The sequence below is a fragment of the Enterococcus malodoratus ATCC 43197 genome (assembly GCF_000407185.1).
In the GTDB taxonomy this organism is placed as follows: Bacteria; Bacillota; Bacilli; order Lactobacillales; family Enterococcaceae; genus Enterococcus_A; species Enterococcus_A malodoratus.
This window is the reverse complement of sequence record NZ_KE136481.1, coordinates 1,822,569-1,845,801: the sequence shown is the minus strand read 5'-3', so window position 1 is coordinate 1,845,801 and position 23,233 is coordinate 1,822,569. Positions and strand designations below refer to the sequence as shown.

The 23,233-nt window shown below is 42.1% G+C and carries 23 protein-coding genes and 1 other annotated feature; of the genes, 21 read left to right on the top strand and 2 right to left on the bottom strand.

Annotated features, from left to right (window positions below; translation table 11 throughout):
• Complete coding sequence (locus I585_RS09015) at positions 1-747, top strand: TIGR03915 family putative DNA repair protein (protein ID WP_034708729.1); 747 nt, start codon at positions 1-3, stop codon at positions 745-747.
• On the opposite strand, the gene I585_RS09010 is transcribed toward I585_RS09015, so the two are convergent.
• Positions 737-1,108, bottom strand: coding sequence for a TIGR02328 family protein (locus tag I585_RS09010; RefSeq protein WP_010742684.1), 372 nt, complete (start codon positions 1,106-1,108; stop codon positions 737-739). The genes I585_RS09015 and I585_RS09010 overlap by 11 nt on opposite strands.
• A gap of 139 nt (positions 1,109-1,247) precedes the next feature.
• Here I585_RS09010 and I585_RS09005 point away from each other — a divergent pair, with 139 nt between their 5' ends.
• The 13 genes from I585_RS09005 to I585_RS08945 all read left to right on the top strand — a co-directional run bounded on the left by I585_RS09005 (position 1,248) and on the right by I585_RS08945 (position 14,646).
• A complete protein-coding gene (locus I585_RS09005) occupies positions 1,248-2,204 on the top strand; it encodes a cation diffusion facilitator family transporter (protein ID WP_010742685.1) in 957 nt (318 codons plus the stop codon).
• Positions 2,205-2,496: 292 nt separating this feature from the next.
• Positions 2,497-4,296 (top strand): glycerophosphoryl diester phosphodiesterase membrane domain-containing protein, encoded by a 1,800-nt coding sequence (locus I585_RS09000; RefSeq protein ID WP_010742686.1) that lies wholly within the window; start codon positions 2,497-2,499, stop codon positions 4,294-4,296.
• 176 nt (positions 4,297-4,472) lie between these two features.
• The gene (locus I585_RS08995) at positions 4,473-4,979 is read left to right on the top strand and encodes a dCTP deaminase/dUTPase family protein (RefSeq protein ID WP_010742687.1); all 507 of its coding nucleotides are present in this window, start codon (positions 4,473-4,475) and stop codon (positions 4,977-4,979) included.
• 30 nt (positions 4,980-5,009) lie between these two features.
• Complete coding sequence (radA, locus tag I585_RS08990; RefSeq protein ID WP_010742688.1) at positions 5,010-6,383, top strand: DNA repair protein RadA; 1,374 nt, start codon at positions 5,010-5,012, stop codon at positions 6,381-6,383.
• A gap of 85 nt (positions 6,384-6,468) precedes the next feature.
• Positions 6,469-7,623 (top strand): PIN/TRAM domain-containing protein, encoded by a 1,155-nt coding sequence (locus I585_RS08985; RefSeq protein ID WP_010742689.1) that lies wholly within the window; start codon positions 6,469-6,471, stop codon positions 7,621-7,623.
• A 96-nt stretch (positions 7,624-7,719) separates the two neighbouring features.
• Positions 7,720-9,177 (top strand): glutamate--tRNA ligase, encoded by a 1,458-nt coding sequence (gltX, locus tag I585_RS08980; protein WP_010742690.1) that lies wholly within the window; start codon positions 7,720-7,722, stop codon positions 9,175-9,177.
• Positions 9,174-9,371: a binding site (T-box leader), on the top strand. (Overlaps the previous gene by 4 nt.)
• 604 nt (positions 9,372-9,975) lie before the next feature.
• Entirely contained in the window at positions 9,976-10,509 is a 534-nt protein-coding gene (gene epsC / locus I585_RS08975) for a serine O-acetyltransferase EpsC (RefSeq protein WP_010742691.1), read from the top strand.
• Entirely contained in the window at positions 10,502-11,911 is a 1,410-nt protein-coding gene (gene cysS, locus I585_RS08970) for a cysteine--tRNA ligase (protein WP_010742692.1), read from the top strand. Before epsC ends, cysS begins: the two co-directional genes overlap by 8 nt.
• Entirely contained in the window at positions 11,911-12,309 is a 399-nt protein-coding gene (locus I585_RS08965; protein WP_010742693.1) for a Mini-ribonuclease 3, read from the top strand. The genes cysS and I585_RS08965 overlap by 1 nt, the downstream gene beginning before the upstream one ends.
• Positions 12,299-13,132, top strand: coding sequence for a 23S rRNA (guanosine(2251)-2'-O)-methyltransferase RlmB (rlmB, locus tag I585_RS08960; protein WP_010742694.1), 834 nt, complete (start codon positions 12,299-12,301; stop codon positions 13,130-13,132). The genes I585_RS08965 and rlmB overlap by 11 nt, the downstream gene beginning before the upstream one ends.
• Positions 13,132-13,659 carry an NYN domain-containing protein gene (locus tag I585_RS08955; RefSeq protein WP_010742695.1) on the top strand — a complete coding sequence of 176 codons (528 nt, stop codon included), beginning with the start codon at positions 13,132-13,134 and terminating at the stop codon, positions 13,657-13,659. Before rlmB ends, I585_RS08955 begins: the two co-directional genes overlap by 1 nt.
• Positions 13,660-13,729: 70 nt before the next feature.
• On the top strand, positions 13,730-14,287 hold the full coding sequence (locus tag I585_RS08950) for a sigma-70 family RNA polymerase sigma factor (RefSeq protein WP_010742696.1): 558 nt from the start codon (positions 13,730-13,732) through the stop codon (positions 14,285-14,287).
• 113 nt (positions 14,288-14,400) lie between these two features.
• The gene (locus tag I585_RS08945; protein WP_010742697.1) at positions 14,401-14,646 is read left to right on the top strand and encodes a Veg family protein; all 246 of its coding nucleotides are present in this window, start codon (positions 14,401-14,403) and stop codon (positions 14,644-14,646) included.
• Between the two features lie 28 nt (positions 14,647-14,674).
• On the opposite strand, the gene mscL is transcribed toward I585_RS08945, so the two are convergent.
• Positions 14,675-15,115, bottom strand: a complete 441-nt coding sequence (mscL, locus tag I585_RS08940; RefSeq protein WP_010742698.1) for a large conductance mechanosensitive channel protein MscL — start codon at positions 15,113-15,115, stop codon at positions 14,675-14,677.
• Positions 15,116-15,452: 337 nt separating this feature from the next.
• Between mscL and yfmF the strand changes: the two genes are divergently transcribed.
• From yfmF to recA, 7 genes are all read left to right on the top strand, one after another.
• A complete protein-coding gene (gene yfmF, locus I585_RS08935; protein ID WP_010742699.1) occupies positions 15,453-16,715 on the top strand; it encodes an EF-P 5-aminopentanol modification-associated protein YfmF in 1,263 nt (420 codons plus the stop codon).
• Complete coding sequence (yfmH, locus tag I585_RS08930; RefSeq protein ID WP_010742700.1) at positions 16,708-18,018, top strand: EF-P 5-aminopentanol modification-associated protein YfmH; 1,311 nt, start codon at positions 16,708-16,710, stop codon at positions 18,016-18,018. Before yfmF ends, yfmH begins: the two co-directional genes overlap by 8 nt.
• A gap of 44 nt (positions 18,019-18,062) precedes the next feature.
• Positions 18,063-18,788 (top strand): elongation factor P 5-aminopentanone reductase, encoded by a 726-nt coding sequence (gene ymfI / locus I585_RS08925; protein ID WP_010742701.1) that lies wholly within the window; start codon positions 18,063-18,065, stop codon positions 18,786-18,788.
• 153 nt (positions 18,789-18,941) lie between these two features.
• Positions 18,942-19,880: a RodZ domain-containing protein gene (locus I585_RS08920; protein ID WP_010742702.1), complete on the top strand. Its 939-nt coding sequence runs from the start codon at positions 18,942-18,944 to the stop codon at positions 19,878-19,880.
• A 33-nt stretch (positions 19,881-19,913) separates the two neighbouring features.
• Positions 19,914-20,495 carry a CDP-diacylglycerol--glycerol-3-phosphate 3-phosphatidyltransferase gene (gene pgsA / locus I585_RS08915; protein ID WP_010742703.1) on the top strand — a complete coding sequence of 194 codons (582 nt, stop codon included), beginning with the start codon at positions 19,914-19,916 and terminating at the stop codon, positions 20,493-20,495.
• Between the two features lie 94 nt (positions 20,496-20,589).
• Entirely contained in the window at positions 20,590-21,837 is a 1,248-nt protein-coding gene (locus tag I585_RS08910; protein WP_010742704.1) for a competence/damage-inducible protein A, read from the top strand.
• Positions 21,838-21,959: 122 nt separating this feature from the next.
• Complete coding sequence (gene recA / locus I585_RS08905; RefSeq protein ID WP_010742705.1) at positions 21,960-23,009, top strand: recombinase RecA; 1,050 nt, start codon at positions 21,960-21,962, stop codon at positions 23,007-23,009.
• The last annotated feature ends 224 nt before the right edge of the window (positions 23,010-23,233 follow it).

The window sequence follows — 23,233 nt, the reverse complement described above, 5'->3', positions numbered from 1 at the left end:
ATGCAAGAATCAGCAGAGCATTGGGAATATGATGGCAGCTTTTTAGGATTTATGACGATCGTGGATCGCAGCTTCCGCGAAAAAAAGTTTCCGGCATTGATCCTATCACCAGAAACAGCAGTGGAAAGTTTATTTTTGTCCGAATGGGTCACGACCGATCCGAGGCGGGGTGAGAAAATTTATCATCGCTTGCGCCAACGGCTGCGGCCGGAAAACTTTTTGTTCATCCAAAATGGTTTCTACGCGACCCTTGAAGGTAAAGAACGCTATTTGCTGGATGCTATCGAGATCGCTTTGCAGACAAAGGATTTGCTGGAAAATCATTTAGGGCATCCATCGATTTTAGCCCTGCGGAAAAGTATTCGAACAATGTTGGGAGAGAATCATGCATTGACGGGGTTTGTCCGCTTTGAGTATGTCGGAGATGTCTTGTTCAGCAAGATTAACCCGAAGCATTATGTAATGCCGTATCTTTGTCCACATTTTGCGGAACGTTACCCGCAGGAAAAAATCATGATTTATGACGAGACCCATGAGCTGCTGGGGATCATTGATCATGGCGACATTCATTTAATGGAAAATACCAGCTGTCCAGAGTTTGCGGAGGCGAGTGATGAACAGGAGATTCGCCAGCAATGGAAAACCTTCTTACGGGCAGTAACGATTGATGAGCGGGCGAATTATAAAGCGCAGCGGAATCATCTGCCCTTGCGTTTTCGTGGAAATATGACGGAATTCAAGGCTTAGGCAGCAGGATGCCTTTTTGCGCGAGATTAAGCAGACACGCTTCTAAGTAGGCATCGTCATGTTCCGGATATAATGGATGGGTCGCAGGCAGCGGTTTGATTGTTTCTAATAATGGCAGATTTTTTCCGCGATACAGCGGATCATGCCACAAAGGGTCGGGAACATAGCCGCGTCTTTCCATTTCTGCTAAAACCAATAAATGAAATTGAAACAGCTTATAATAAGGGTGAGTGAAGACATAGTCGACGGTTGCGTGTTTCTTTCCCCATCCCTTGCCTCTGAGCGCTGCCGCCTCACGATGTTGTCCTAATAATTGCGGACGAGGGAGCAGCGGGATCAATGCTTCGTGCCAAAGCCGCATGTTTTCTCCTCCAATCTTTCATTAAACTGATTTTTTCATAAATAGCGGAGCCTGACGAATGTTTTGCTTGGAGGGCTTTGCTTTTATGATTTTTCCTTTCTGATTTATAATAGGCATAATCAGGAAGCGAGTGAATCAAATGGAAGAGAAAAAAGCGCAAGGGTCGATGGCTGTATTAGCGGCGCTGTTTGCCAATGTGTTAGTGGCGATCAGCAAGTTTGTTGGTTACATGCTTAGCGGCAGTGCCGCGATGATGAATGAAAGTATCCATAGTGTTGTGGATTGCAGCAATCAGATATTGCTTTTATTTGGCGATCGCCGAGCGGCGCGAGGTCAAAGCGATTTGCATCAATTTGGTGAAGGACGGGCAAAATATTTTTTCAGTACAATTGTCGCAACGATGCTGTTTTTCGGTGGGGGCGCGTTGGGTATTTGGGAAGCGGTGGAAAAATTATTTCACCCCAGTCATGAAGTCTCGAATCCTTTGATCGTATTAGGGATCTTGGTTTTCGGTATTTTAGTTGAAGGCAGTTCGTTACGCGTGGCCATCAAAGAAATTCATGAGCTGAATACAGACAAATTGCCATTATTTCGATTTTTACACGAGAGCCGCCACAGTGAGATCTTGATTATTTTCACGGAGGATTTTTGTGCGGTGATCGGGTTAGTATTAGCGATCATCGGGACCTTATTGACCATGTTTACTGGAAATCCAATGTTTGATGCATTGAGCGGATTATTGATCGGGATGATGCTGTTATTCGCCTCAATCTTTTTAGCACGAGAATTTTACAGTTTGATCATCGGAGAAAGTGTCTCTAAAAATGATCTGGAAAAAATCCAAAATGCTTTCAAACGTGACGAGGTCAAAAAAGTAATCGACATCAAAACCGTTCATTTAGGTCCAACAGAAGTAATGATTGCGGCGAAAATCGATATCGCGGATTCTTATGAAGGGGTCAGTTACGATGTAGTGAATAAAATTGAGCAAATGATCCGTAAAGCCTTACCCGATAAAAAAGCCTATATTTATATTGAGACTGACGAGTTTGATCCGAATTACGATCAAAAACGTCAAATCCAATCGGACACATGATCTTTGTGCCCGATTTTTTGCCAGTTCTACTTCCTGCTTTAGCAGGTTAGTTAGAATGGTATGCGTACGTAAACAAATTCATTTTTCTGTTTTTTAGAAAAATGATTACATCAAAGCATGCAGCTAGCTGCCAGTTCTACTTCCTGCTTTAGCGGGTTAGTTAGAATGGTATGCGTACGTAAATAAACTCATTTTTCTGTTTTTTGGAAAAATGATTACAATAAGCCCTGCAGTTAGCTGCCAGTTCTAAATTTAGTAAGATTCATCATTATCCGCAGAGAGGAGTGGACAAATGTCTTCACTACGATTCTTTTTCACTTATTCAAAAGAATTTTTACGCCATTGGGGCAGTTACATTCTTTTGATCGTAGGAACGAATATTGTTTTGGAAATGCTGGTGATTCCCTGCGTCCAGTTTCTGGTCGCGTTCATTTTGAAACAAGGAAATATCCCGTATGTTTCTAATACGAATATTTTAACGATTTTAACGAAACATCCCGCTGTCTTGGGAGCCTTATTGCTGCTATTGGCACTGGTACTGACCCTGGTTTTTTTACAGTTCACTTTTCAGCTATTTGGAATCAAAAGTATTCAAACAAAAGAGGACCGTTCGTTATGGGAGCTATTTAAGCAATCCATCTATCACATGCGGCATTTACGACCGGCGACGTTCTTTTTCTTTCTATTTTATTTTGTTCTGATTTTACCTTTTGCGAATGCCATTTTTCGTACTCCTTTATTAAGCAAGGTGACGATTCCCGTATTTATTTTGGACTATTTAAGTGAGAACTTACTGTTTCTTCTATTATTGTCGATTGCTTCACTGGTCATTTCGTATATCGGGATTCGCTTGCTGTTCGTTCTGCCGCTGATGATATTTTCTGACGAAACGCCCAAACAAGCGGTGTCAAAAAGTTTGGCATTGACCCACCATCGTTTTTGGCATTATGCTTGGCGGATTTTCATTTTGACGGTTTTCTTAACGATCGTTTCTTATGTTGGGTATGGAATAAGCTATGGTTTGCAGGTTGGATTAGATTTGCTGCCGAAACCATTTCCAGCGATCGGTGCAATGCTTACCTTGACGAGTATCCAATTCTTCAGTCAATTAATGTTGGCTTGGGCAACTGTTTTGTATTTCAGTGTACTCGTACAAAAATTTCATCCGCTAGTGATCAGCGGTGAACGCCCGCTGCGTATGATTCGTCCAAGTTTGTGGACACGAATCGCCGCGATCCTGCTATGTATCTTTTTTGGCGGATCGATTCTGATCAATAATGTGCTGTACTTAACTGGCTTGGCAGATTCTACACCGTTAACAATCTCTCATCGAGGAGTCGATAATGGCAACGGGGTGCAAAATACGATCCCGGCGATGGCGGCCACGATCAAAGAAAAGCCGGATTATATTGAGATGGATATCCAAGAAACCAAGGACAATCAATTTGTCGTGTTCCATGATAAGAATTTAAAAAATCTTACCGGTGAGAACAAAACAATCCGTGAACTAACACTGGCTGAGCTGCAAGATTTACATGCAACAGAGAATGGACATGTAGCTCCGATCGCAAGTTTTGATGATTATTTGGCTTTTGCCAATGAACATGGGCAAAAATTGCTGATTGAAATCAAAACGTACTCTGGGTATTCTAAATCAATGCTGGAAAATTTCATCAAGAAATACCAGCAGAATATTTTAACTCATCATCATCGAATCCACTCCTTGGATTATGATGTGGTGATCGGACTGAAAGAGAAAGCGCCAAAGTTGTATGTGAGTTATGTCTTACCTTATAATTTAGTTTTCCCGCAAACCCCGGCGAATGCTTATACAATGGAAGAAACAACGTTAACGAGTGATTTTGTTCAACGGGCCCATCAGGAAGAAAAAGATGTTTATGCTTGGACAGTCAATGACGCCGATTCAATGGATCGGATGATTTCTCTGAATGTTAACGGCATCGTGACGGATGATCTTAAAACATTGCAAAAAGAGATCAGAATTTATGAGGAAAATCCTTCCTATGCAAAACGGATCGAGATGTACATCAACCGTCTTCCAGCGCTGGATGAACGAATTGGTGAAAATTGATCAAAAGGCGCAAAAAATTCATTAAATTTCCATAGAGTTTTCGCAAAAGATTTTCGAACAGATGCCCGCTCTATGGTAGAATAGCAATATATTTCACAAAGGATGTCAGTTTCTTACCTCCCAGTTTTTTTATTGGGAGAATGCGAATTAGGCAATCAGTTAAAAGGGAGTTTACAATGAAAAAAAGAGGTTTTGAAGTTACCGCAGCGTATCAAGATAAGGCAATCAATTTACCAAAACGAGCAACTAAAAATGCGGCGGGCTATGATTTTGAAGCGGCAGAAGATATCGTGATCCCAGCGGTTTGGAAACAAATCATTCAACATTTTACCAAAGGGACAGAGGCAGCTGAAAAAATCGTTAAACCAGTCTTAGTTCCCACAGGTATCAAGTCTTATATGGGGCAAGATGAATATTTACAACTAGCGAATCGGTCCAGCAACCCGTTGAAGCGTTTCATGACGCTGAGCAATGGTATTGGAGTGATCGATAGCGATTATTATAATAACCCTGACAACGAAGGGCATATTATGTTCCAATTTTCGAATTTCGGTTTGACGGATATTCACATCAAAAAAGGTGAACGAATCGGACAAGGGATTTTCTTACCGTTTCTTAAGGCCGACAATGATGAAGCCGCTACAGAACGAACTGGCGGATTTGGTTCATCTGACAAAAAATAAACTATTAATCAAATGAGTGAGGCGAACGTTTTGGCAAAAAAATCCAAGACACAATTTATCTGCCAAGAATGCGGTTATGTCTCGCCTAAGTATTTAGGGCGATGTCCTAACTGCGGTAGCTGGAACACGATGGTGGAAGAAATTGAACAAAACCATCCGGAAGATCGTCGCAATCGGGTCAGTATAACCGGTGAACGCGCGACACCCACTAAATTAAAAGATGTCGTCTTCAAAAAAGAAACGCGGATTCAAACGCAGTTAGCCGAGCTGAATCGGGTATTAGGCGGCGGTGTGGTGCCGGGCTCATTGGTATTGATCGGCGGGGACCCCGGTATTGGTAAATCCACCTTGCTATTGCAAGTGTCGCATCAATTAGCAGCGACGGGTGGAAATGTTTTATACGTTTCAGGAGAAGAAAGTGCTCAGCAGATTAAATTGCGGGCGGAACGATTAGGCTCCAGCGATACAGATTTTTATTTGTACGCAGAAACAGATATGGGGGAAATCAGCCGGACGATCGAAAATCTGAAACCCGATTATGTGATCATCGACTCGATTCAAACCATGACCCAGCCGGATATTACGAGTGTGGCAGGGTCTGTCAGTCAGGTTCGTGAAACCACAGCGGAGTTATTGAAGCTGGCTAAAACGAATGGGATTGCGATCTTCATCGTGGGTCACGTTACTAAAGAAGGGAATATTGCCGGTCCTCGTATGCTGGAACATATGGTGGATACCGTCTTGTATTTTGAGGGAGAAAAGCACCATAGTTTTAGAATATTGCGGGCGGTAAAAAACCGTTTTGGTTCCACCAATGAAATCGGTATTTTCGAGATGCGTGAACAAGGGTTAGTCGAAGTCGCCAATCCTTCTCAGGTTTTCTTAGAAGAACGACTGGAAGGTGCGACTGGATCGGCAATCGTTGTAGCGATGGAAGGCAGCCGGCCAATATTAGTTGAGGTGCAGGCGTTAGTAACGCCGACGGTTTTCGGGAACGCCAAGCGGACAACGACCGGACTAGATTTTAACCGAGTATCTTTGATCATGGCGGTCTTAGAAAAACGCGCCGGTCTACTGCTGCAAAATCAAGATGCCTATTTAAAGGCAGCCGGCGGTGTAAAATTAAATGAGCCGGCTATCGATTTGGCTGTTGCTGTAGCGATCGCTTCCAGCTATAAAGAAAATGGCACAGCGGCGACCGAATGTTTTATCGGTGAAATTGGTTTGACCGGCGAAATTCGCCGCGTCAGCAGCATTGAACAGCGGGTCAAAGAAGCCAGCAAATTAGGGTTCAAAAAGATTTATCTGCCCAAGAACAATATGGGCGATTGGACGCCGCCAAAAGGGATCGAGCTGGTCCCGGTAGCGACTTTAGGAGAAACATTAAGAAAAGTATTTCGTTAATAAGTGGTGGTGCCGGAAAGTATTTCTGGCACGCCCTTTATTCAAAGGTTTCGGCCTTTGAGCTATTATTTTGAGGAGGGATGGCATGCAGAAACGTGTGTTGACAGTAATTGTTCTGCTTGTTGGGATCAGTTTAGGAATCACTTTCCTACCAACAGCTTGGACAGCGATTAATTATGCAGACAACATGTGGTTGAATAATTCACTTACGAACGGCCTAATTGGTGCAATTATTTTTTATATTATTTCTTTGGCGATCGTAGACCCAATCACAGTTGGAGTAAAAAGAATTGAGAAACAATTAAATGAACTTAGCTTGACGTATATCTTATTTGGAGTAGTAGGTGCGATCCTAGGTTTGACCTTAGGATTGATTGGGACGACACCTTTGTATCAAATTCCAATCCCATTCATTAACAGCGCGTTACCAATTTTGATCATGCTGTTATTAGGGTATCTAGGCTTTCGGATGGGGACGACGCGGATTGATGAATTGAAAAAATTCTTCAGCGGTCGAAACAAAAAAGCAGAAACAAATGATGGCGAAGTCCTTGAGCGTAAAGCGGATGATCATTTCCATAAGTATAAAATCTTAGATACCAGCGTGATCATTGATGGCCGAATCTATGATATTGCGATGACCGGATTTTTAGAAGGAGTCTTGATGATTCCGAATTTCGTGTTGTATGAATTGCAATACATCGCCGATTCTGGGGACAGCTTGAAGCGTGTCCGGGGACGACGCGGGTTAGACATCTTAAACGCCTTGCAGAAAGAAGAAGGGATCGCCGTTGAAATGTACGACGGGGATTTCGAAGACATCAGCGAAGTTGACAGCAAGTTGATCAAGTTAGCTAAATTGCTAGATGGTGTAATCGTGACGAATGATTACAATTTAAATAAAGTATCCGAGTTCCAAAATGTGGCCGTATTGAACATCAACGCGTTGGCAAACGCTGTGAAACCGGTCGTAATCCCGGGAGAAAACATGAATGTTTTAGTCGTGAAGGCTGGGACAGAACGACAACAAGGGGTTGCTTATCTGGATGACGGTACGATGGTGGTCGTGGAAGACGGACAGCATTACATGAACGAACACATTGAAGTAGTCGTAACCAGTGCCCTGCAAACAGCGGCTGGCCGAATGATTTTCGCCAAACCTGCACATTCAAGCCGCAATATCAAAGATGATACACCTGATAAGAAATTAGATTATACGAATGATAAAGCAGCAAAATAACAGTGCAGCTTTACTAAACAGTGGATTGATTGTACAATTTATGTTGAGTAGTAAATGATTTTATTTACTAAATAAGCGGGAAAGAGGAACTAATATATGTCGAAAATTCGTGTGCGCTACGCACCAAGTCCTACTGGACACTTACACATCGGAAATGCCCGAACAGCGTTGTTCAATTATCTTTTTGCTCGTCACAATGACGGGGAGTTTATCATTCGGATCGAGGATACTGATTTAAAGAGAAATATTGAAGGCGGCGAAAAAAGCCAGTTAGAGAATTTAGCGTGGCTAGGAATCGATTGGGACGAATCACCAGAAAATCCTGGCGAATACGGACCTTACCGTCAATCTGAACGTCGTGAAGTTTATCAACCGCTGATTGACCAATTATTGATGAGCAATTTAGCGTATAAATGCTACTGTACCTCTGAAGAGTTGGAAGCTGAACGGGAAGAGCAGCGTGCCCGCGGTGAAATGCCTCACTACGCAGGCAAATGTGCCAACTTAACTCCAGAAGAACAAGCGGAAAAAGAAGCGGCTGGATTAGAACCCGTGATTCGTTTCCGTGTTCCTCGCAATACCAGTTTTGCTTTTGATGATATGGTCAAAGGTGAAATCAGTTTTGAATCAGATAATGTGGGCGGCGACTTTATCATCCAAAAACGCGATGGAATGCCTACCTATAACTTCGCAGTAGCAGTGGATGATCATTTGATGAAGATCACGCACGTGTTGCGCGGGGATGATCATATCGCAAACACACCGAAACAATTGATGATCTATGACGCATTTGATTGGCCGCGTCCAACATTTGGCCATATGACCTTGATCATCAATAGTGAGACAGGGAAAAAATTAAGCAAACGCGATGAAAGCATTCTGCAATTCATTGAACAATATCGTGAATTAGGCTATCTGCCAGAAGCAATGTTCAACTTTGTAGCACTGCTTGGCTGGTCACCAGTTGGCGAAGACGAAATCTTCCCGCAGGATGAACTAATCAAAATTTTCGATACTAAACGTTTGAGTAAATCTCCAGCAGCCTTCGATCAGAAGAAATTGGAATGGGTCAATAACCATTACATCAAAGCAATGGATTTAGATAAATTAACTGAATTATGCTTGCCTTATTTAATCAAGGCTGGTAAAGTCGAAGAAAATCCAGCTCCGGAGCATAAGGAATGGGTCAAACGCGTAGTCAGCTTGTACCAACCGCAAATGAGTTATGCGGCAGAGATTACGGAAATTTCTAATCTATTTTTCCAAGATCAGCTTGAGCTAGACGATGCGGCCAAAGAAGTTTTAGCAGGTGAAGATGTTTCAACCGTGTTAAATGCTTTTAAAGCCCAACTTGAAGCGATGGATACTGTCGATGCAGCGAGTGTATTAGCAGCGATCAAAGCCGTTCAAAAAGAAACCGGTGTAAAAGGGAAAAACCTTTGGATGCCGATTCGTGTAGCGGTCAGCGGCATGGTGCATGGACCAGAATTACCAGAAACAGTCGAAATATTAGGCAAAGAAAAAGCCTTAGCACATTTAAATCAAGTAATGTAAACACAAAGAAGAGAAGAAGTAGTAAGTGATGGTTATTCAGAGAGATTGCGGGTGGTGAAAGCAGTCAGATCAACACTTGCGAAATGCATCTCAGAGTGGTCTTGGCGATACGTAGCCAAGAACGGTTCACAGACGTTACCTGTTTCAAGGCATAACTGCAAACAAAAGTGGGACCACGTAAAAGCGTCTTTTGAGGAAACTCAAAAGACGCTTTTTTTGTCACTCCAACTTTAGCAGTAGTTTTAATAAAGCATTAAAGTATTGGTTTGAAGCAAATTATAGATTAAGAAGTTTAGTTGGATGATATGCGTAGTGAAAATAGGACTCATTTTTCGTGTTTTAAGAAAAATGAATTCCTTAAAACGAGATAGCTGCGATTTTTGCAGTTTTATACTGTTGAACAGTTTATACAACAAAAGCTTGCTTATTTAGCAATAAAAATGTTTAGCAAAATCGTATGCGTGACGAAAACCTTACGAATTTTTACGTTAGTAAAATTCGTACAGTACTTGTGAGTTAGCGGTCACTCCAACTTTAGCAGCTTATCTAATATAAGCATTGAAAACTAAGCTAGAGGAATCTTTTGTTTAAGAAGTTTAGTTGGATGATATGCGATTTGAGAATCAAACGAACTTTTTTGTATTTGGAAAAAGTTCATTCTTTAATACGAGATAGCTGCGAGTTTCGTTTTTCGCAGTTTCATATGACACAAGAATCAAATAATGGATAGAAGTAAAATGTTGGTTGGCAAATGGAATGGAAAATAGTTACATTTAAACGAAAAAGGAGTTGGTGTAAATGGGATGGTGGCAAGATGCAATCACAGCAGCGAAACGAAATGATCCGGCAGTCAGGTCAAACGTAGAAGTCGTACTTACATATCCAGGAATTCATGCATTGTTTTTTCATAAGTTTTCACATTTTCTTTATCGACATCGCTGGTTTTTATTGGCGCGGATTCACTCGCAATTTTGGCGCTTTTTGACAGGCATCGAGATTCATCCAGGGGCAAAAATCGCCCCCGGCGTTTTTATCGATCACGGAATGGGTGTAGTGATTGGTGAGACCGCAGAAGTTGAGCGCGATGTTGTATTATTCCACGGGGTAACCTTAGGCGGAACCGGAAAAGATACTGGTAAACGGCATCCAACGGTGCGTCAGGGAGCATTTGTTTCGGCTAATGCTCAAATATTGGGCCCAATTGAGATTGGTGAAAGAGTTAAGATCGGCGCTGGCGCCGTAGTCTTAAAAGATATACCTGCTGATACAACCGCTGTAGGAGTACCGGCTAAGGTAGTAAGAATAAAAGGGGAGAAGGTTCAACATGATTAGAATACACAATACATTGACACGAGAGAAAGAGCTTTTTAAACCAATTGAAGAGAATAAAGTTCGAATGTATGTCTGCGGACCAACTGTTTATAACTATATCCATATTGGAAATGCTCGGAGTTCGATTGCCTTTGACGTAATCCGCCGATACTTTGAATACCGCGGTTATGAAGTGAATTATGTATCGAATTTTACCGATGTAGATGACAAAATAATCAAGGCGGCGAAGGAGTTATCAATCACCGCTCCAGAAGTTGCGGATCGTTTTATTGAGGCTTTTGAGGAGGATACAGCTGCGCTGAATGTGAAGCCCGCGACGCTGCATCCACGTGTAATCAATCATATTCCAGATATATTAGCATTTATCGACGTTCTAATTGAAAAAGGCTACGCGTACGAAGCGCAAGGCGATGTGTATTACCGTACGCGTAAATTCGAGCACTACGGTGAGCTAAGTGACCAATCAATCGATGAATTAGAAATTGGTGCGAGTCAACGGACCGGTGCGGAACAGGCAATCAAAGAAGATCCGTTAGACTTTGCTTTATGGAAAAGCGCGAAGCCAGATGAAATTTCATGGGAATCTCCTTGGGGCGCAGGTCGTCCAGGCTGGCATATCGAATGCTCGGTAATGGCGACGAAGCATCTAGGGGATACAATCGATATTCATGGCGGCGGACAAGACTTGGAGTTTCCGCATCACGAAAACGAGATCGCTCAAAGTGAAGCTAAGACAGGCAAGCATTTTGCTAACTATTGGATGCATAACGGCTACGTGACGATTGGTGAAGACGATACGAAAATGAGTAAATCGTTGGGGAATTTCGTAACGGTCCATGATTTAGTTAAGGAAATTGATCCGCAAATCTTGCGTTTCTTCATGGCGACGACACAATATCGCCGTCCGATCCGTTACAGCGAAGCGACCATGAAAGATGCTCAAGCAAATCTGCAAAAATTACGGACCGCTTTTGAAAATGCGACCTTCCGTCAAGCGACAGCTGAAGCCGAATTAGCTGATGATCAGGAAAAACTGGTTGAGCTGCAGGCGTTGGAGGCTCGTTTTATCGAAGAGATGGATGATGATTTCAATGCGGCGAACGGCATCACGGTCGTTTATGAATTGGCTAAATGGATGAACAACTATAATGAACAAGAAAAAGTTTCGGCAGCAATCTTGTCTGCGGCATTGAAAATATTTACGGAGACGATGACCGTTTTTGGCATTGAGTTTCAAACGGCTGGTCTATTGGATGAAGAGATTGATCAATTGATCGAAGAGCGCAACCAAGCCCGCAAACATAAAAACTTTGCTCGCAGTGACGAGATTCGTGACCAATTAAAGGAACAAGGAATTATTTTGGAAGACACCCCGCAAGGCGTCCGTTGGAGACGAGCATAATGACAGATTATAAACAATTAAACGCGTTAGCATTGGCCTATGTCGGCGATGCGATCTATGAAACTTACGTGCGGGACTATCTCGTTCGCAAGGGGCAAACCCGCCCGAATAAACTACATCACATGGCAACCCACTATGTATCGGCTAAAGCTCAAGCAACATTGATCCAAAAGATGTTAGATGATGGTATGCTGACGGAAGAAGAGCAGGGAATCTATCGGCGAGGACGGAATGCCAAAAGTTATACCTCCGCAAAAAATACCAGTATCATGACGTATCGTATGTCTACTGGATTTGAAGCATTAATGGGGTATTTGCATTTATTGGAACAAAAAGAGCGATTGGAAGAATTAATCGGATGGTGTTTAGAGAAAGCGGGCGAAGCAAATGAAGGATAAAAAACAATGGCGAGGAAACGATCGACGCAATCAGCGAAAAAATGATCGACCGAAGGATCGCCGAAAAGAACAAGAAGAAATAGCTGAGGTAGAAGAAAATAATTTTGTCTTCGGTCATCATGCCAGCGTTGAGGCGCTGCAGGCGGGACGAGGAAATAAATTATTCATACAAGAAGATGCTCATGGCGATAAAATCGATCAGTTGAAGAGTTTAGCAAAGGAACAAGCAGTTCCAGTGAAATGGGTACCTAAACAAAAATTAGATACATTAAGTGATGGCGGTGTCCATCAAGGGATTGTTTTAGGAATCACTCCTTATGAATATCTGACATTAGATGATTTACTGACAAAGACATCTTCAGAAGAAGCACCTTTCTTGCTGATTTTAGACAGCTTGGAAGATCCACATAATTTTGGTTCGATCTTACGAACAGCGGACGCTAGCGGTGTGACAGGAGTGATTATTCCGAAACACCGTTCAGTGGGGATCACACCTGTTGTGACGAAGGCTTCGACCGGCGCGGTAGAATATGTACCGATTGCACGGGTAACGAATTTAGCCCAAAGCATCAAGCAATTAAAGGATGCTGGCTATTGGATTTTCGGAACGGATATGGAAGGAACCGATTATCGTCAATGGAAGGTTTCCGGTCCGATTGCTTTGATTATCGGAAATGAAGGCAAGGGCATGAGTGCCGGCTTGAAAAAGGAAGTTGATGAAATGTTGACGATTCCTATGACCGGACATGTTCAAAGCCTGAATGCCGGAGTTGCCGCCGGTCTATTGATGTATGAAGTCTTCCGAAAGCGAAGTGAACCGTAATGAAAAAACAATTGTTGATCGTTGACGGTTACAATATGATCGGCGCATGGCCCGAATTAACGGCGTTAAAAAACCAAGATCGTTTGGAAGAAGCCCGCGAGGCGTTACTGTTTCGACTTTCTAATTTTGCGAAGTATCAAGGGCTGGAAACAATCGTTGTGTTTGATGCTCAATTCGTTCCGGGGATCACGCAAAGCTATAAAAAATATCAATTGACAGTGGTTTTCACGAAAGAAGATGAAACTGCTGACAGCTATATTGAGCGGATCGCGGGTGAACTGAATGATCGCCTGACTCAGGTGACAGTAGCCACGAGTGATTTAGCTGAACAATGGACGATTTTTTCTCAAGGTGCTTTGCGAACATCTGCACGGGAACTATATAAAACCCTCCAACAAACGGAAGATTTAATTACTGGGGATACAGAAGATACGCATTTTAAAAATTTTCGCCGAAATTCTCCATGGAATAATGAACAATTGCAAAAATTGTCACATAAATTGGACGAATTGAGCCGAAAAAAATAAATCGACTGTCGACACGCCTCAACTCCACTCAGAAAGTGTATGCTTTTAATTGTTGAGAGGGGTGTATAAAATGGAAGATTTAATGCGTTTGGAAGAAATTGATGATGATGCTTTTGAGAAACTGTTTATGCAATACTTGCCGATTATTTACAGTATGCAGGCTCGCTACTTGATTCGTGATTTTGAGTATGATGATTGGCTGCAGGAAGGGCGGATCGCGCTGAATGATGCGTTGCATAGTTATCGCCGAGGTCGTGGGACGACGTTCGGTCTATACTATAAAATGATTTTTGAAAATCGCATTCGTTCCCTTTTACGCCGCCAGCAAGCAAAGAAGCGTTTGGCTCAACAGCAAGCTGTATCGATTGAAAAGGTGGGGGCAGAGGCCTTCAGTGAGCATTTTCAATATCATGAGTTCACGGAGGAGAATATTTACATCAGCGAGCTGCTGCTGGCGGGTGAAATTCCACTCTCGACCTTAGAAAATCGAACGTTGTATTATTACTTAAAGGGCGAGGAGCTAGTAACGATCGCCAATCGGTTAAACGAAACAGAGAAGGCGATTCATAACGCACTGAACCGTGCAAAAAATAAAATTAAGAAAAAAATATATAGTTTGAAATCATGATTTTTAAAGGAAAAACTTCACATTTATCGGATAGAAATTTGCAAATTTATTTATCTTATGATAACATTGAAAAGTTTTATATTTGTGCTATAATATAAGTTGAGGTGAACTGTATGCCAACAACTTTAGCGACTATCAAGAAAAACTTGGAAGATCGTATTGGAGCTCCGATAATGCTTGTAGCTCAGACGGGACGCAAGCGTCAGACACAACGTAAAGGGATCTTGACTGAGACTTACCCTTCAGTATTTGTGGTTGATTTGGATCCAGAAGAAAATTCTTTCGAACGTGTTTCATACAGCTATTCCGATGTATTGACTCGCACAGTAGAAATCGAATTTCTAACAGAAGCAATTTAAAAACCATGGAGCGGATGCTCCATGGTTTTTATTTTTCTTCGCCATTGTCTTGCGCAGCTTTATTTTGTTCAACTAAAAGATCGCGAATATCGGCCAAATAATCTTCGGCTGTGGGTACTTTGACTTCGGGTACGACAGCTTCTTCTTTGGTAGCAGTATCCTTTGCTTTGTTCGCTGCTTTAACGATCAAGAATAAAACAAAACCAGTAATTACGAAGGTAATCAGTGCGCTGACAACATCGCCAAAGGCAAATGTCACACCCTTAACTGGTGTCCAGTCTAAGACCGACATGGCCTCGTTCAAATCTTTTCCTTTAGTAAATAATGAAACGATTAATCCAACTAGTGGTGTAATCAATCCGTTAACGACATTCGTAACGATTGCAGTAAAGGCAGTACCAATAACAACACCAACGGCAAGATCGATGACATTGCCTCGCATTAGAAACTCTTTAAACTCTTTAAACATTATGTCACTCCTCTCTCCTTGTTCTTAATTTTAGTATAGCGAAAGAAGAAAAAAATTGAAATAAATGAGCCTGTCAGCCAGTGCTGATTCCAGTTCTTAGACCGTGCCTGTGCTATAATTGTCCTTAATGATTGACAGATATTGCCAGCTGCCAGGTCTATTTTCTGCTTTAGCAGGAAATAAATCGGAAATTGTCTAAATGGTTGCGTTAGAAGTATTTAAGCTGCTAATGTGCCAATTGATTTTTAGCATCACCATTATGGTATGCGGCAGAGTGTCAGCCTTATTTTTTCTGCGGAAAAAAATAAATACATTAGTTAGAATAAGGAGCTTTGTGATGATTGAACTTAAAAAGGGCGTGCGTTTGCACGTGATTGCGACCAAAAAATATAAAACGATTCAAATCTACGGGCGCTTTACTACCCGTTTAACCAAAGAAATTATGACTAAGCGAGCGCTTTTAGCAAATATGTTGGAGACGAATTCATTGCGTTATCCTGACCAAACCAAATTAAGCGGGCAATTGGCTGAACTTTATGGCGCTAGCTTTGGTCTCAATGTTGGCCGGAAAGGAAACCTGCATTGGCTGGATGTTGGTTTAGGAGTCGTGAATGGAAAATATGTGAATGATCCACAGCTTTTTCCGGCTGTTATGGATTTCTTGCAGGAAGTTCTATTTTATCCCAATATCCATGATGGAAAATTTGATGAACAAACTTTCCAGCTGGAAAAAGAAAATCTGCAAAGTTATATCGAGACATTGCACGAAGACAAACAAACGATGGCTTCTTTAAAAATCAAAGAGACTTATTTTACGGACGAAGCTCAAAAATTACCAAGTTTCGGTACGGTCGACGATCTGGCTGATGAAACCAGTGAAGCTTTGGCAGCATATTATCAAGAAATGATCACTCAAGATCAAGTAGATCTGTTCGTGATTGGTGATGTGGACGAAGCTGAGATGGCTGAAGTATTCAAACAACTGCCATTTGCGGATCGAGAAGAAAGTGTTCCTGCAATCTATTACTATCAAACAAATGACAATGTCATTCGTGAGCAGCAAGTTCAAGAAGCGGTCACACAAGGAAAATTAAATCTTGCATACGCGACGGATGTTTACTATGAAGATGTCGATCGGTTTGCATTGTTGGTTTTTAATGGGTTATTTGGCGGTTTTCCGCATTCGAAGCTATTCATGAACGTGCGGGAAAAAGCGAGTCTAGCCTATTATGCTTCTAGTTCCTTTGATACTTTCCGAGGCTATTTACAGGTGCAAACGGGAATCAACAGCAACAATCGTGAGAAGGTTCTACACCTAATCAATGAACAATTACTTGAACTGCAAGCCGGCAATTTTACCGAGCTGGCTTTTCAACAAACCAAGGCAATGCTGAAAAATCACTATTTGCTGGGCTTAGACAGCATGCAAAATACGATCGAGACTACTTACTTGGCACAATGGTTGCCGAAAAGTAAACTAACAGACGAAGAATGGTTGAGACGCTTGGAGGCAGTGACAACGAAAGATGTCCAAAAAGTCGCAAAAAAAATTCGTCTGCAAGCGATCTTCTTTCTAGATGGAGGACAGCAGAATGGATAAAGTAGCGTATCAAAAAATCAATGAAACTTTATATAAAGAAATTTTACCGAATGGGTTGACAGTCTATTTGCTGCCGAAAGCTGGATATCATAAAACGTATGGTTTGTTTAGCACTAACTATGGTTCGATTGATAATGAATTTATTCCGCGCGGCGGAAAAGAATACGTGAAAGTACCAGATGGTATCGCCCACTTTTTAGAACATAAAATGTTTGAAAAAGAAGACGGGGATGTTTTCCAAAAATTTGGCGAACAAGGAGCATCCGCAAATGCATTTACCAGCTTTACCCGTACGAGCTATCTATTCTCTACCACGGATCACTTGGAATTGAATTTGGCGACGTTGCTGGATTTCGTCCAAGCGCCGTATTTCACTGAAGAGTCCGTACAAAAAGAGCAGGGAATCATTGGTCAAGAAATCCAAATGTATCAAGATGATCCAAGCTGGCAGCAGTTTTTTGCTATCTTGAAGAATATGTATCCAAAACATCCTTTGCATATTGATATTGCGGGGACGATTGATTCGATCGCAGAGATTACGGCAGAAGACTTGTACACTTGCTACAACACCTTCTATCATCCTAGCAACATGACATTATTCGTAGTAGGGAATTTAGATGCAGAGGCCTTGATGGACTTCATTCGTAAAAATCAAGCTGAAAAAACGTTTGAAGCGCCAGAACCAATTCAACGCCGTTTCCCACAAGAAACGACGGACGAGATCATCAAACTTAGTGAAGAAAAAATGCCGATAACGATGCCGAAAGCAATCGTAGGGGTCAAAGGCTTGGCAGAGCTGCCGGCTGATGACAAGGAACGCTTGATCTTTAAAGTGTCGATGGATCTATTATTCCAAATGCTAGTGGGATCAACTTCACAGAACTATTTACGGATGTACAATGAAGGGTTGCTAGATGACAGTTTTGGGTATGAATTCTCATTAGACCGCAGTTTCTATTTTGCAGATTTCGGCGGCGATAGCGAAGAACCACAGAAATTAGCCGATCGTTTAACTGAGATATTGTTGCACTTTGCGACTGACCCAGAGATCAATGAAAAAAATCTGACTTTACTGAAGAAGAAAATGTTAGGCAAGTATTTCCAATCACTGAACTCGTTAGAATATGTTGCCAATCAGTTTACGCAGTCATTGTTCGGGGAATGGACGTTGTTTGATATGCCGGAAATTATCCAAGAAATCGAACTGGCGGATGTTTTGGCAGCAGGCGAACTATTTATCAACGAAGATGCATTCACACGTTTTTACATGGAAAAGGAGACCAGCTCCGCTTTTCCAAGTTAAATCTGCTGAAGAGCGTCAACAATCATTAATAAAGGAGGCATAATATGCCTTATGCGGTAGTAATGGGGGCCAGTGGCGATATTGGTCAAGCTGTTTGCGAAAAATTAGCGGGGCAAGGCTGGTCCCTCTACTGTCACTACAATCAGCAAAAAGAAAAAGTCTTAAATTTCGTTTCAGACTTACAGAAACGTTATCCTCAGCAAGATTTTTTTATGGTATCCTTAGACATGTTGAGGGAAGCGGAGATCCCTAAATTTCTAGCCCAATTGTTCCAAGTAGATGGCGTTGTTTTTGCCTCAGGCTTTACATTTTATGAGTTATTGCCAGAAACAAAAGCAGATCAAATGGATGCTCTATGGCAGGTCCATTTGAAAACACCGTTGCTCTTATTGCAGGGGTTGCAGGAAAAACTAGCTAAAAATGGAAATGGACGGGTCGTTTTTATCGGCTCAGTTTATGGTCATCGCGGCAGCAGCATGGAGACCGTTTATAGTGCTGTAAAAGGCGCGCAGGAAGCTTTTGCGAAAGCTTATGCAAAAGAGGTCGCTACTTTAGGAATTACGGTGAATGTCGTAGCTCCAGGTGCTGTACAGACGAAAATGAATGACAATTGGGACTCGCAAGAATTGTCAGATTTAAAGGCAGACATCCCTTTAGGACGCTTGGCTGACCCAAAGGAAATCGCGGCTGCCTGCCAGTATTTATTTTCAAAAGAAGCCAGCTACACGACCGGCATTGTTTTGCCTGTCGCCGGTGGTTGGATGGAATAGTTTAAGTCCCATTACATATTTTTAGCAGAATCAAAAAAGTGGGATACGTGTTGTGCATCGGAAATAATTTTTCTTCAAAAAAATTATTCCATTATTATGAAATAGGATGTCAGTTCCACTTTGTACTTTAGTGCAATTAGTGGAATGATATACGTGTTGAAAATCGGAGATAATTTTTCTTCAAAAAAATTATTCCATTATTATGAAATAGGAGTAGAGAATCAAGTGGCTAGTATTAATATTGGAGAAACGTTACGTAAAGCCCGTATCGATAAAAAAATCAGTTTAGATGAGCTGCAGCAGCGCACGAAGATCCAAAAGCGGTATTTGCTGGCGATTGAAGAAAACGATTTTCAAGAATTGCCTAGTGATTATTATTTGCGGACGTTTATTCGTCAATATGCTGATGAAGTGAAACTTGACGGCAATCATCTGATCGATGTGCTGGATGGCAAGGATCGACCATTGCCGAATTATCCAGAACTGGAGACCGTGGATGAACTGAGAAAAAACAAACATGCTGAAAATCCTACACGGGCTCGTTTCAGAGCGACATTACCGATGATTATTTTAGGGCTGGTGGCACTAGCCATTATCTCGGTAGTAGGATATATGACTTGGTTGGACCATCAAGAAACCGCAATTATTCCAGAAAATAGTTCCGTTCAAGTCGAGCGTTCAGATGTGTCATCATCGGCGGCAGAAAAGGTTTCAACATCACAACCTAAACCAACGACAGAATCATCGAAGAAACCAGAAAAACCAAAGATGGCTTTTGCGATGGAAAACAATACAACGAACGCGGCAACGATGAAGATCGAACATGCGGAGAAACCATTGAAAATTACCTTTACCGGTAAAGAGCGTGTATGGGTAGGGGTGCAGATCAACGGCGCTTTGACTTATCAGTACACATTGCAGCCAGGAGAATCACAGACTACAGAACTTCCGGCAGATGCGGCCCAAGCGATTATTACGGTTGGCATGGCAAAATATGCAGAAGTCAAAGTGAATGATCAAGCACTCGATTTTCAACCCGGTGATTCATTGCTGCAAAAGAATGTGACACTGAACATCGCTTACGCGTCATAATGTCAGGCTTAATAGAATTAGGAGGAAACACTAATGAATTTACCAAATAAATTGACCGTCATTCGAATCTTTATGATTCCCTTGTTTATGATCGTCGTTTTAGTCCCATGGGATTGGGGAACACTACAGGTTGGAAATACTAGCTTAGCCGTCACTCAGCTAGTCGGGGCAATCATTTTTGCAATCGCCAGCTACACCGATCATTTAGACGGGAAAATCGCCCGTGCTCGCGGCTTAGTTACCAATTTCGGAAAATTTGCTGATCCATTAGCAGACAAAATGCTTGTGATGACAGCATTCATTGTTTTAGTCGAGCAAGGTAAAGCTCCTTCTTGGGTAATTGCCATCATTGTATGTCGAGAGCTAGCGGTGACCGGCTTGCGTCTGTTGATCGTGGAACAAGGCGGCGGCGTTATGGCGGCAGCCATGCCAGGGAAAATCAAAACCGCAACTCAAATGGTTGGGATTGTACTGTTGTACTTAAACAATGTGCCATTCAATTTTATCGGTATTCCAATGGATCAAATTATGTTGTACGTCTGTCTATTCTTTACAATCTATTCAGGGTACGATTACTTTGCTAAAAACACAGCTATCTTTAAGGGTTCAATGTAAAAAAACGATCAGCGCGGTAGGAAATCTATCGTTCTGATCGTTTTTTCTGTTATAGTTGAGGAAAAATGGCGTATCTTAGAAAGAAGAGGAACAAATGAGAGCAGAAATTATTGCCGTGGGCACAGAACTTTTATTAGGACAAGTCGTGAATACGAACGCGACGTTTTTATCAGAAAAATTAGCAGATATGGGGATCGAAGTATATTTTCATACGGTTGTAGGAGATAATCCGCAACGCTTGGAAGAACTGCTTCAATTAGCGGATACTCGCAGCGACCTGATTATCTTAGGCGGCGGCTTAGGGCCTACCGATGATGACTTAACGAAAAATGTTTTGGCTGATCACGTAGGTGTCCCGCTGGTACAAAATCAAGCAGGATTAGAAGCATTGAATGCCTTCTTCGCACAGCGTCAAAGCGTCATGACGCCAAACAATTTAAGACAAATCGAGACACTGAAGGATGGAATCCCGTTGCCGAATCGTACAGGGTTGGCGATTGGCTGTTTATATAAAGGCGAGAAGAACAATTATATTCTATTACCAGGGCCACCGAGTGAATTAAAGCCGATGTTCTTGGAACAGGCTCGTCCGTTGCTGGAAAAGGAATTTCCAACAACGGAAAAACTTACTTCTCGCGTCTTGCGTTTCTTCGGTATCGGAGAATCAAAATTAGTGACAGATCTAGCGGAAATGATCGAACATCAATCGAATCCGACAATCGCGCCATATGCTAAACCAAACGAAGTAACATTGCGGATCACTGCGAAGACCGAAGATGAAATTTCTGCCAATGCTCTATTGGATCAAACAGAAGCGGAGATATTGGCAAAAGTCGGCGAGTTCTTCTATGGTTATGGAGAAGAGAATAGCTTGGTCGAGGTCGTAGTAGATTTATTGAAAGACAGAGGTTTGAGTATCACTGCAGCGGAAAGTTTGACGGCTGGAGAATTTCAAGCAACGTTAGGCACGATTCCAGGCGTTTCAGAGGTCTTTCCGGGAGGTTTCGTAACTTATTCCGAAACAACGAAGGCAAGCTTTCTAGGGATTGATCCAGCGTTATTAGAACACGTCGGTGTGGTCAGTGAAGAGTGTGCAAAAGAAATGGCAGAAGCAGCATTGCGTTTAGCGGATACTGATTTTGCCGTATCCTTCACGGGAGTAGCTGGTCCAGATGAGTTGGAAGGAAAACCTAAAGGGACTGTTTATATTGCATTGGCGCAAAAAGATGGCGAGACACTCGTAAGTGAAAATCATTTCTCTCGCGATCGTTCGTATGTTCGTCATAGTTCTGTAATGAAGGGCTTGGATATGGTTCGGCGGGCAATTCTAAACAAAAATTAAAAATGCGAATGTTTGTTCGTTTTTTGCTTGCTTTTTTGATTTCAAACCGATAAACTAGGGATATTGAAAAAGCAGTAATGATGTGGAAGCATATTTATTATACGAAATAGGAGGATCAGCTATTGGCTAATGATCGTAAGGCAGCTTTAGATGCTGCAATGAAGAAGATTGAAAAGAACTACGGAAAAGGTTCGATCATGAAATTAGGGGAAAAGGTCGATCAACAAATTTCAACGATCCCAAGTGGTTCTTTGGCATTGGATGTGGCGCTAGGTGTAGGCGGCTACCCTCGTGGGCGAATTATTGAAGTCTACGGTCCAGAAAGTTCTGGTAAAACGACGGTGGCATTGCATGCAATCGCAGAAGTGCAAAAACATGGCGGCACGGCAGCCTTTATCGATGCCGAGCACGCGTTAGATCCTCAATACGCACAGCGCTTAGGTGTAAACATTGATGAGCTGTTACTTTCACAACCAGATACTGGTGAACAGGGATTAGAGATCGCTGATGCTTTAGTTTCTAGTGGTGCTGTTGATATTATCGTTATCGACTCAGTGGCGGCGTTAGTACCGCGTGCCGAAATCGATGGCGAAATGGGTGACGCTCACGTTGGTTTACAAGCTCGTTTGATGTCTCAAGCGTTGCGTAAATTATCTGGTTCGATCAATAAAACGAAGACAATCGCAGTCTTTATCAACCAAATTCGGGAAAAAGTCGGCGTTATGTTCGGAAATCCTGAAGTAACACCAGGGGGACGTGCACTGAAATTCTACGCGACTGTTCGTTTAGAAGTGCGTCGTGCAGAACAATTGAAAAACGGAACAGATATCGTCGGTAACCGTACGAAGATCAAAGTCGTAAAAAACAAGGTAGCACCGCCATTTAAAGTGGCTGAAGTTGATATCATGTACGGATTCGGAATTTCGCAAGAAGGCGAATTGCTGGATATGGCTGTTGAAAAAGACATCGTTGATAAGAGCGGTGCGTGGTATGGCTATAAAGAAGATCGTATTGGTCAAGGTCGTGAGAATGCGAAGAAATACCTTGCTGATCATCCAGAAATGATGGCAGAAGTTGCCACACGTGTGCGTGCAGCTTATGGTATCGGTGAAGAAGGCGAAGCGATTGAAGCTGAGGAAGCCGGTCAAGAAGAATTGCCTTTAGATGAATAAAAAACAAATCAACACTAATGACAGCGCGCATTTGCTTAGTCATTAGTGTTTTTTTTCGTGACTTTTTAAAACAAAGCAAAGCGCTTTACTGCTTAGCCCGACAAAAGGGAAATAAAGTTGACACGCTATCATACAAACATTAGAATAAAGTTGTGTGACAAACACATATGCAAGTAGGCATATTGATAATTTGACATTCGTTTATCAAAAAACTACAGATAAGT

Excerpts from the sequence above, each read along its gene's own strand:
- I585_RS09015 (WP_034708729.1), top strand. The coding sequence starts at position 1 with ATGCAAGAATCAGCAGAGCATTGGGAATATGATGGCAGCTTTTTAGGA.
- I585_RS09010 (WP_010742684.1), bottom strand. The coding sequence starts at position 1,108 with ATGCGGCTTTGGCACGAAGCATTGATCCCGCTGCTCCCTCGTCCGCAA.
- I585_RS09005 (WP_010742685.1), top strand. The coding sequence starts at position 1,248 with ATGGAAGAGAAAAAAGCGCAAGGGTCGATGGCTGTATTAGCGGCGCTG.
- I585_RS09000 (WP_010742686.1), top strand. The coding sequence starts at position 2,497 with ATGTCTTCACTACGATTCTTTTTCACTTATTCAAAAGAATTTTTACGC.
- I585_RS08995 (WP_010742687.1), top strand. The coding sequence starts at position 4,473 with ATGAAAAAAAGAGGTTTTGAAGTTACCGCAGCGTATCAAGATAAGGCA.
- I585_RS08985 (WP_010742689.1), top strand. The coding sequence starts at position 6,469 with ATGCAGAAACGTGTGTTGACAGTAATTGTTCTGCTTGTTGGGATCAGT.
- gltX (WP_010742690.1), top strand. The coding sequence starts at position 7,720 with ATGTCGAAAATTCGTGTGCGCTACGCACCAAGTCCTACTGGACACTTA.
- epsC (WP_010742691.1), top strand. The coding sequence starts at position 9,976 with ATGGGATGGTGGCAAGATGCAATCACAGCAGCGAAACGAAATGATCCG.
- cysS (WP_010742692.1), top strand. The coding sequence starts at position 10,502 with ATGATTAGAATACACAATACATTGACACGAGAGAAAGAGCTTTTTAAA.
- I585_RS08965 (WP_010742693.1), top strand. The coding sequence starts at position 11,911 with ATGACAGATTATAAACAATTAAACGCGTTAGCATTGGCCTATGTCGGC.
- rlmB (WP_010742694.1), top strand. The coding sequence starts at position 12,299 with ATGAAGGATAAAAAACAATGGCGAGGAAACGATCGACGCAATCAGCGA.
- I585_RS08955 (WP_010742695.1), top strand. The coding sequence starts at position 13,132 with ATGAAAAAACAATTGTTGATCGTTGACGGTTACAATATGATCGGCGCA.
- I585_RS08950 (WP_010742696.1), top strand. The coding sequence starts at position 13,730 with ATGGAAGATTTAATGCGTTTGGAAGAAATTGATGATGATGCTTTTGAG.
- I585_RS08945 (WP_010742697.1), top strand. The coding sequence starts at position 14,401 with ATGCCAACAACTTTAGCGACTATCAAGAAAAACTTGGAAGATCGTATT.
- mscL (WP_010742698.1), bottom strand. The coding sequence starts at position 15,115 with ATGTTTAAAGAGTTTAAAGAGTTTCTAATGCGAGGCAATGTCATCGAT.
- yfmF (WP_010742699.1), top strand. The coding sequence starts at position 15,453 with ATGATTGAACTTAAAAAGGGCGTGCGTTTGCACGTGATTGCGACCAAA.
- yfmH (WP_010742700.1), top strand. The coding sequence starts at position 16,708 with ATGGATAAAGTAGCGTATCAAAAAATCAATGAAACTTTATATAAAGAA.
- ymfI (WP_010742701.1), top strand. The coding sequence starts at position 18,063 with ATGCCTTATGCGGTAGTAATGGGGGCCAGTGGCGATATTGGTCAAGCT.
- pgsA (WP_010742703.1), top strand. The coding sequence starts at position 19,914 with ATGAATTTACCAAATAAATTGACCGTCATTCGAATCTTTATGATTCCC.
- I585_RS08910 (WP_010742704.1), top strand. The coding sequence starts at position 20,590 with ATGAGAGCAGAAATTATTGCCGTGGGCACAGAACTTTTATTAGGACAA.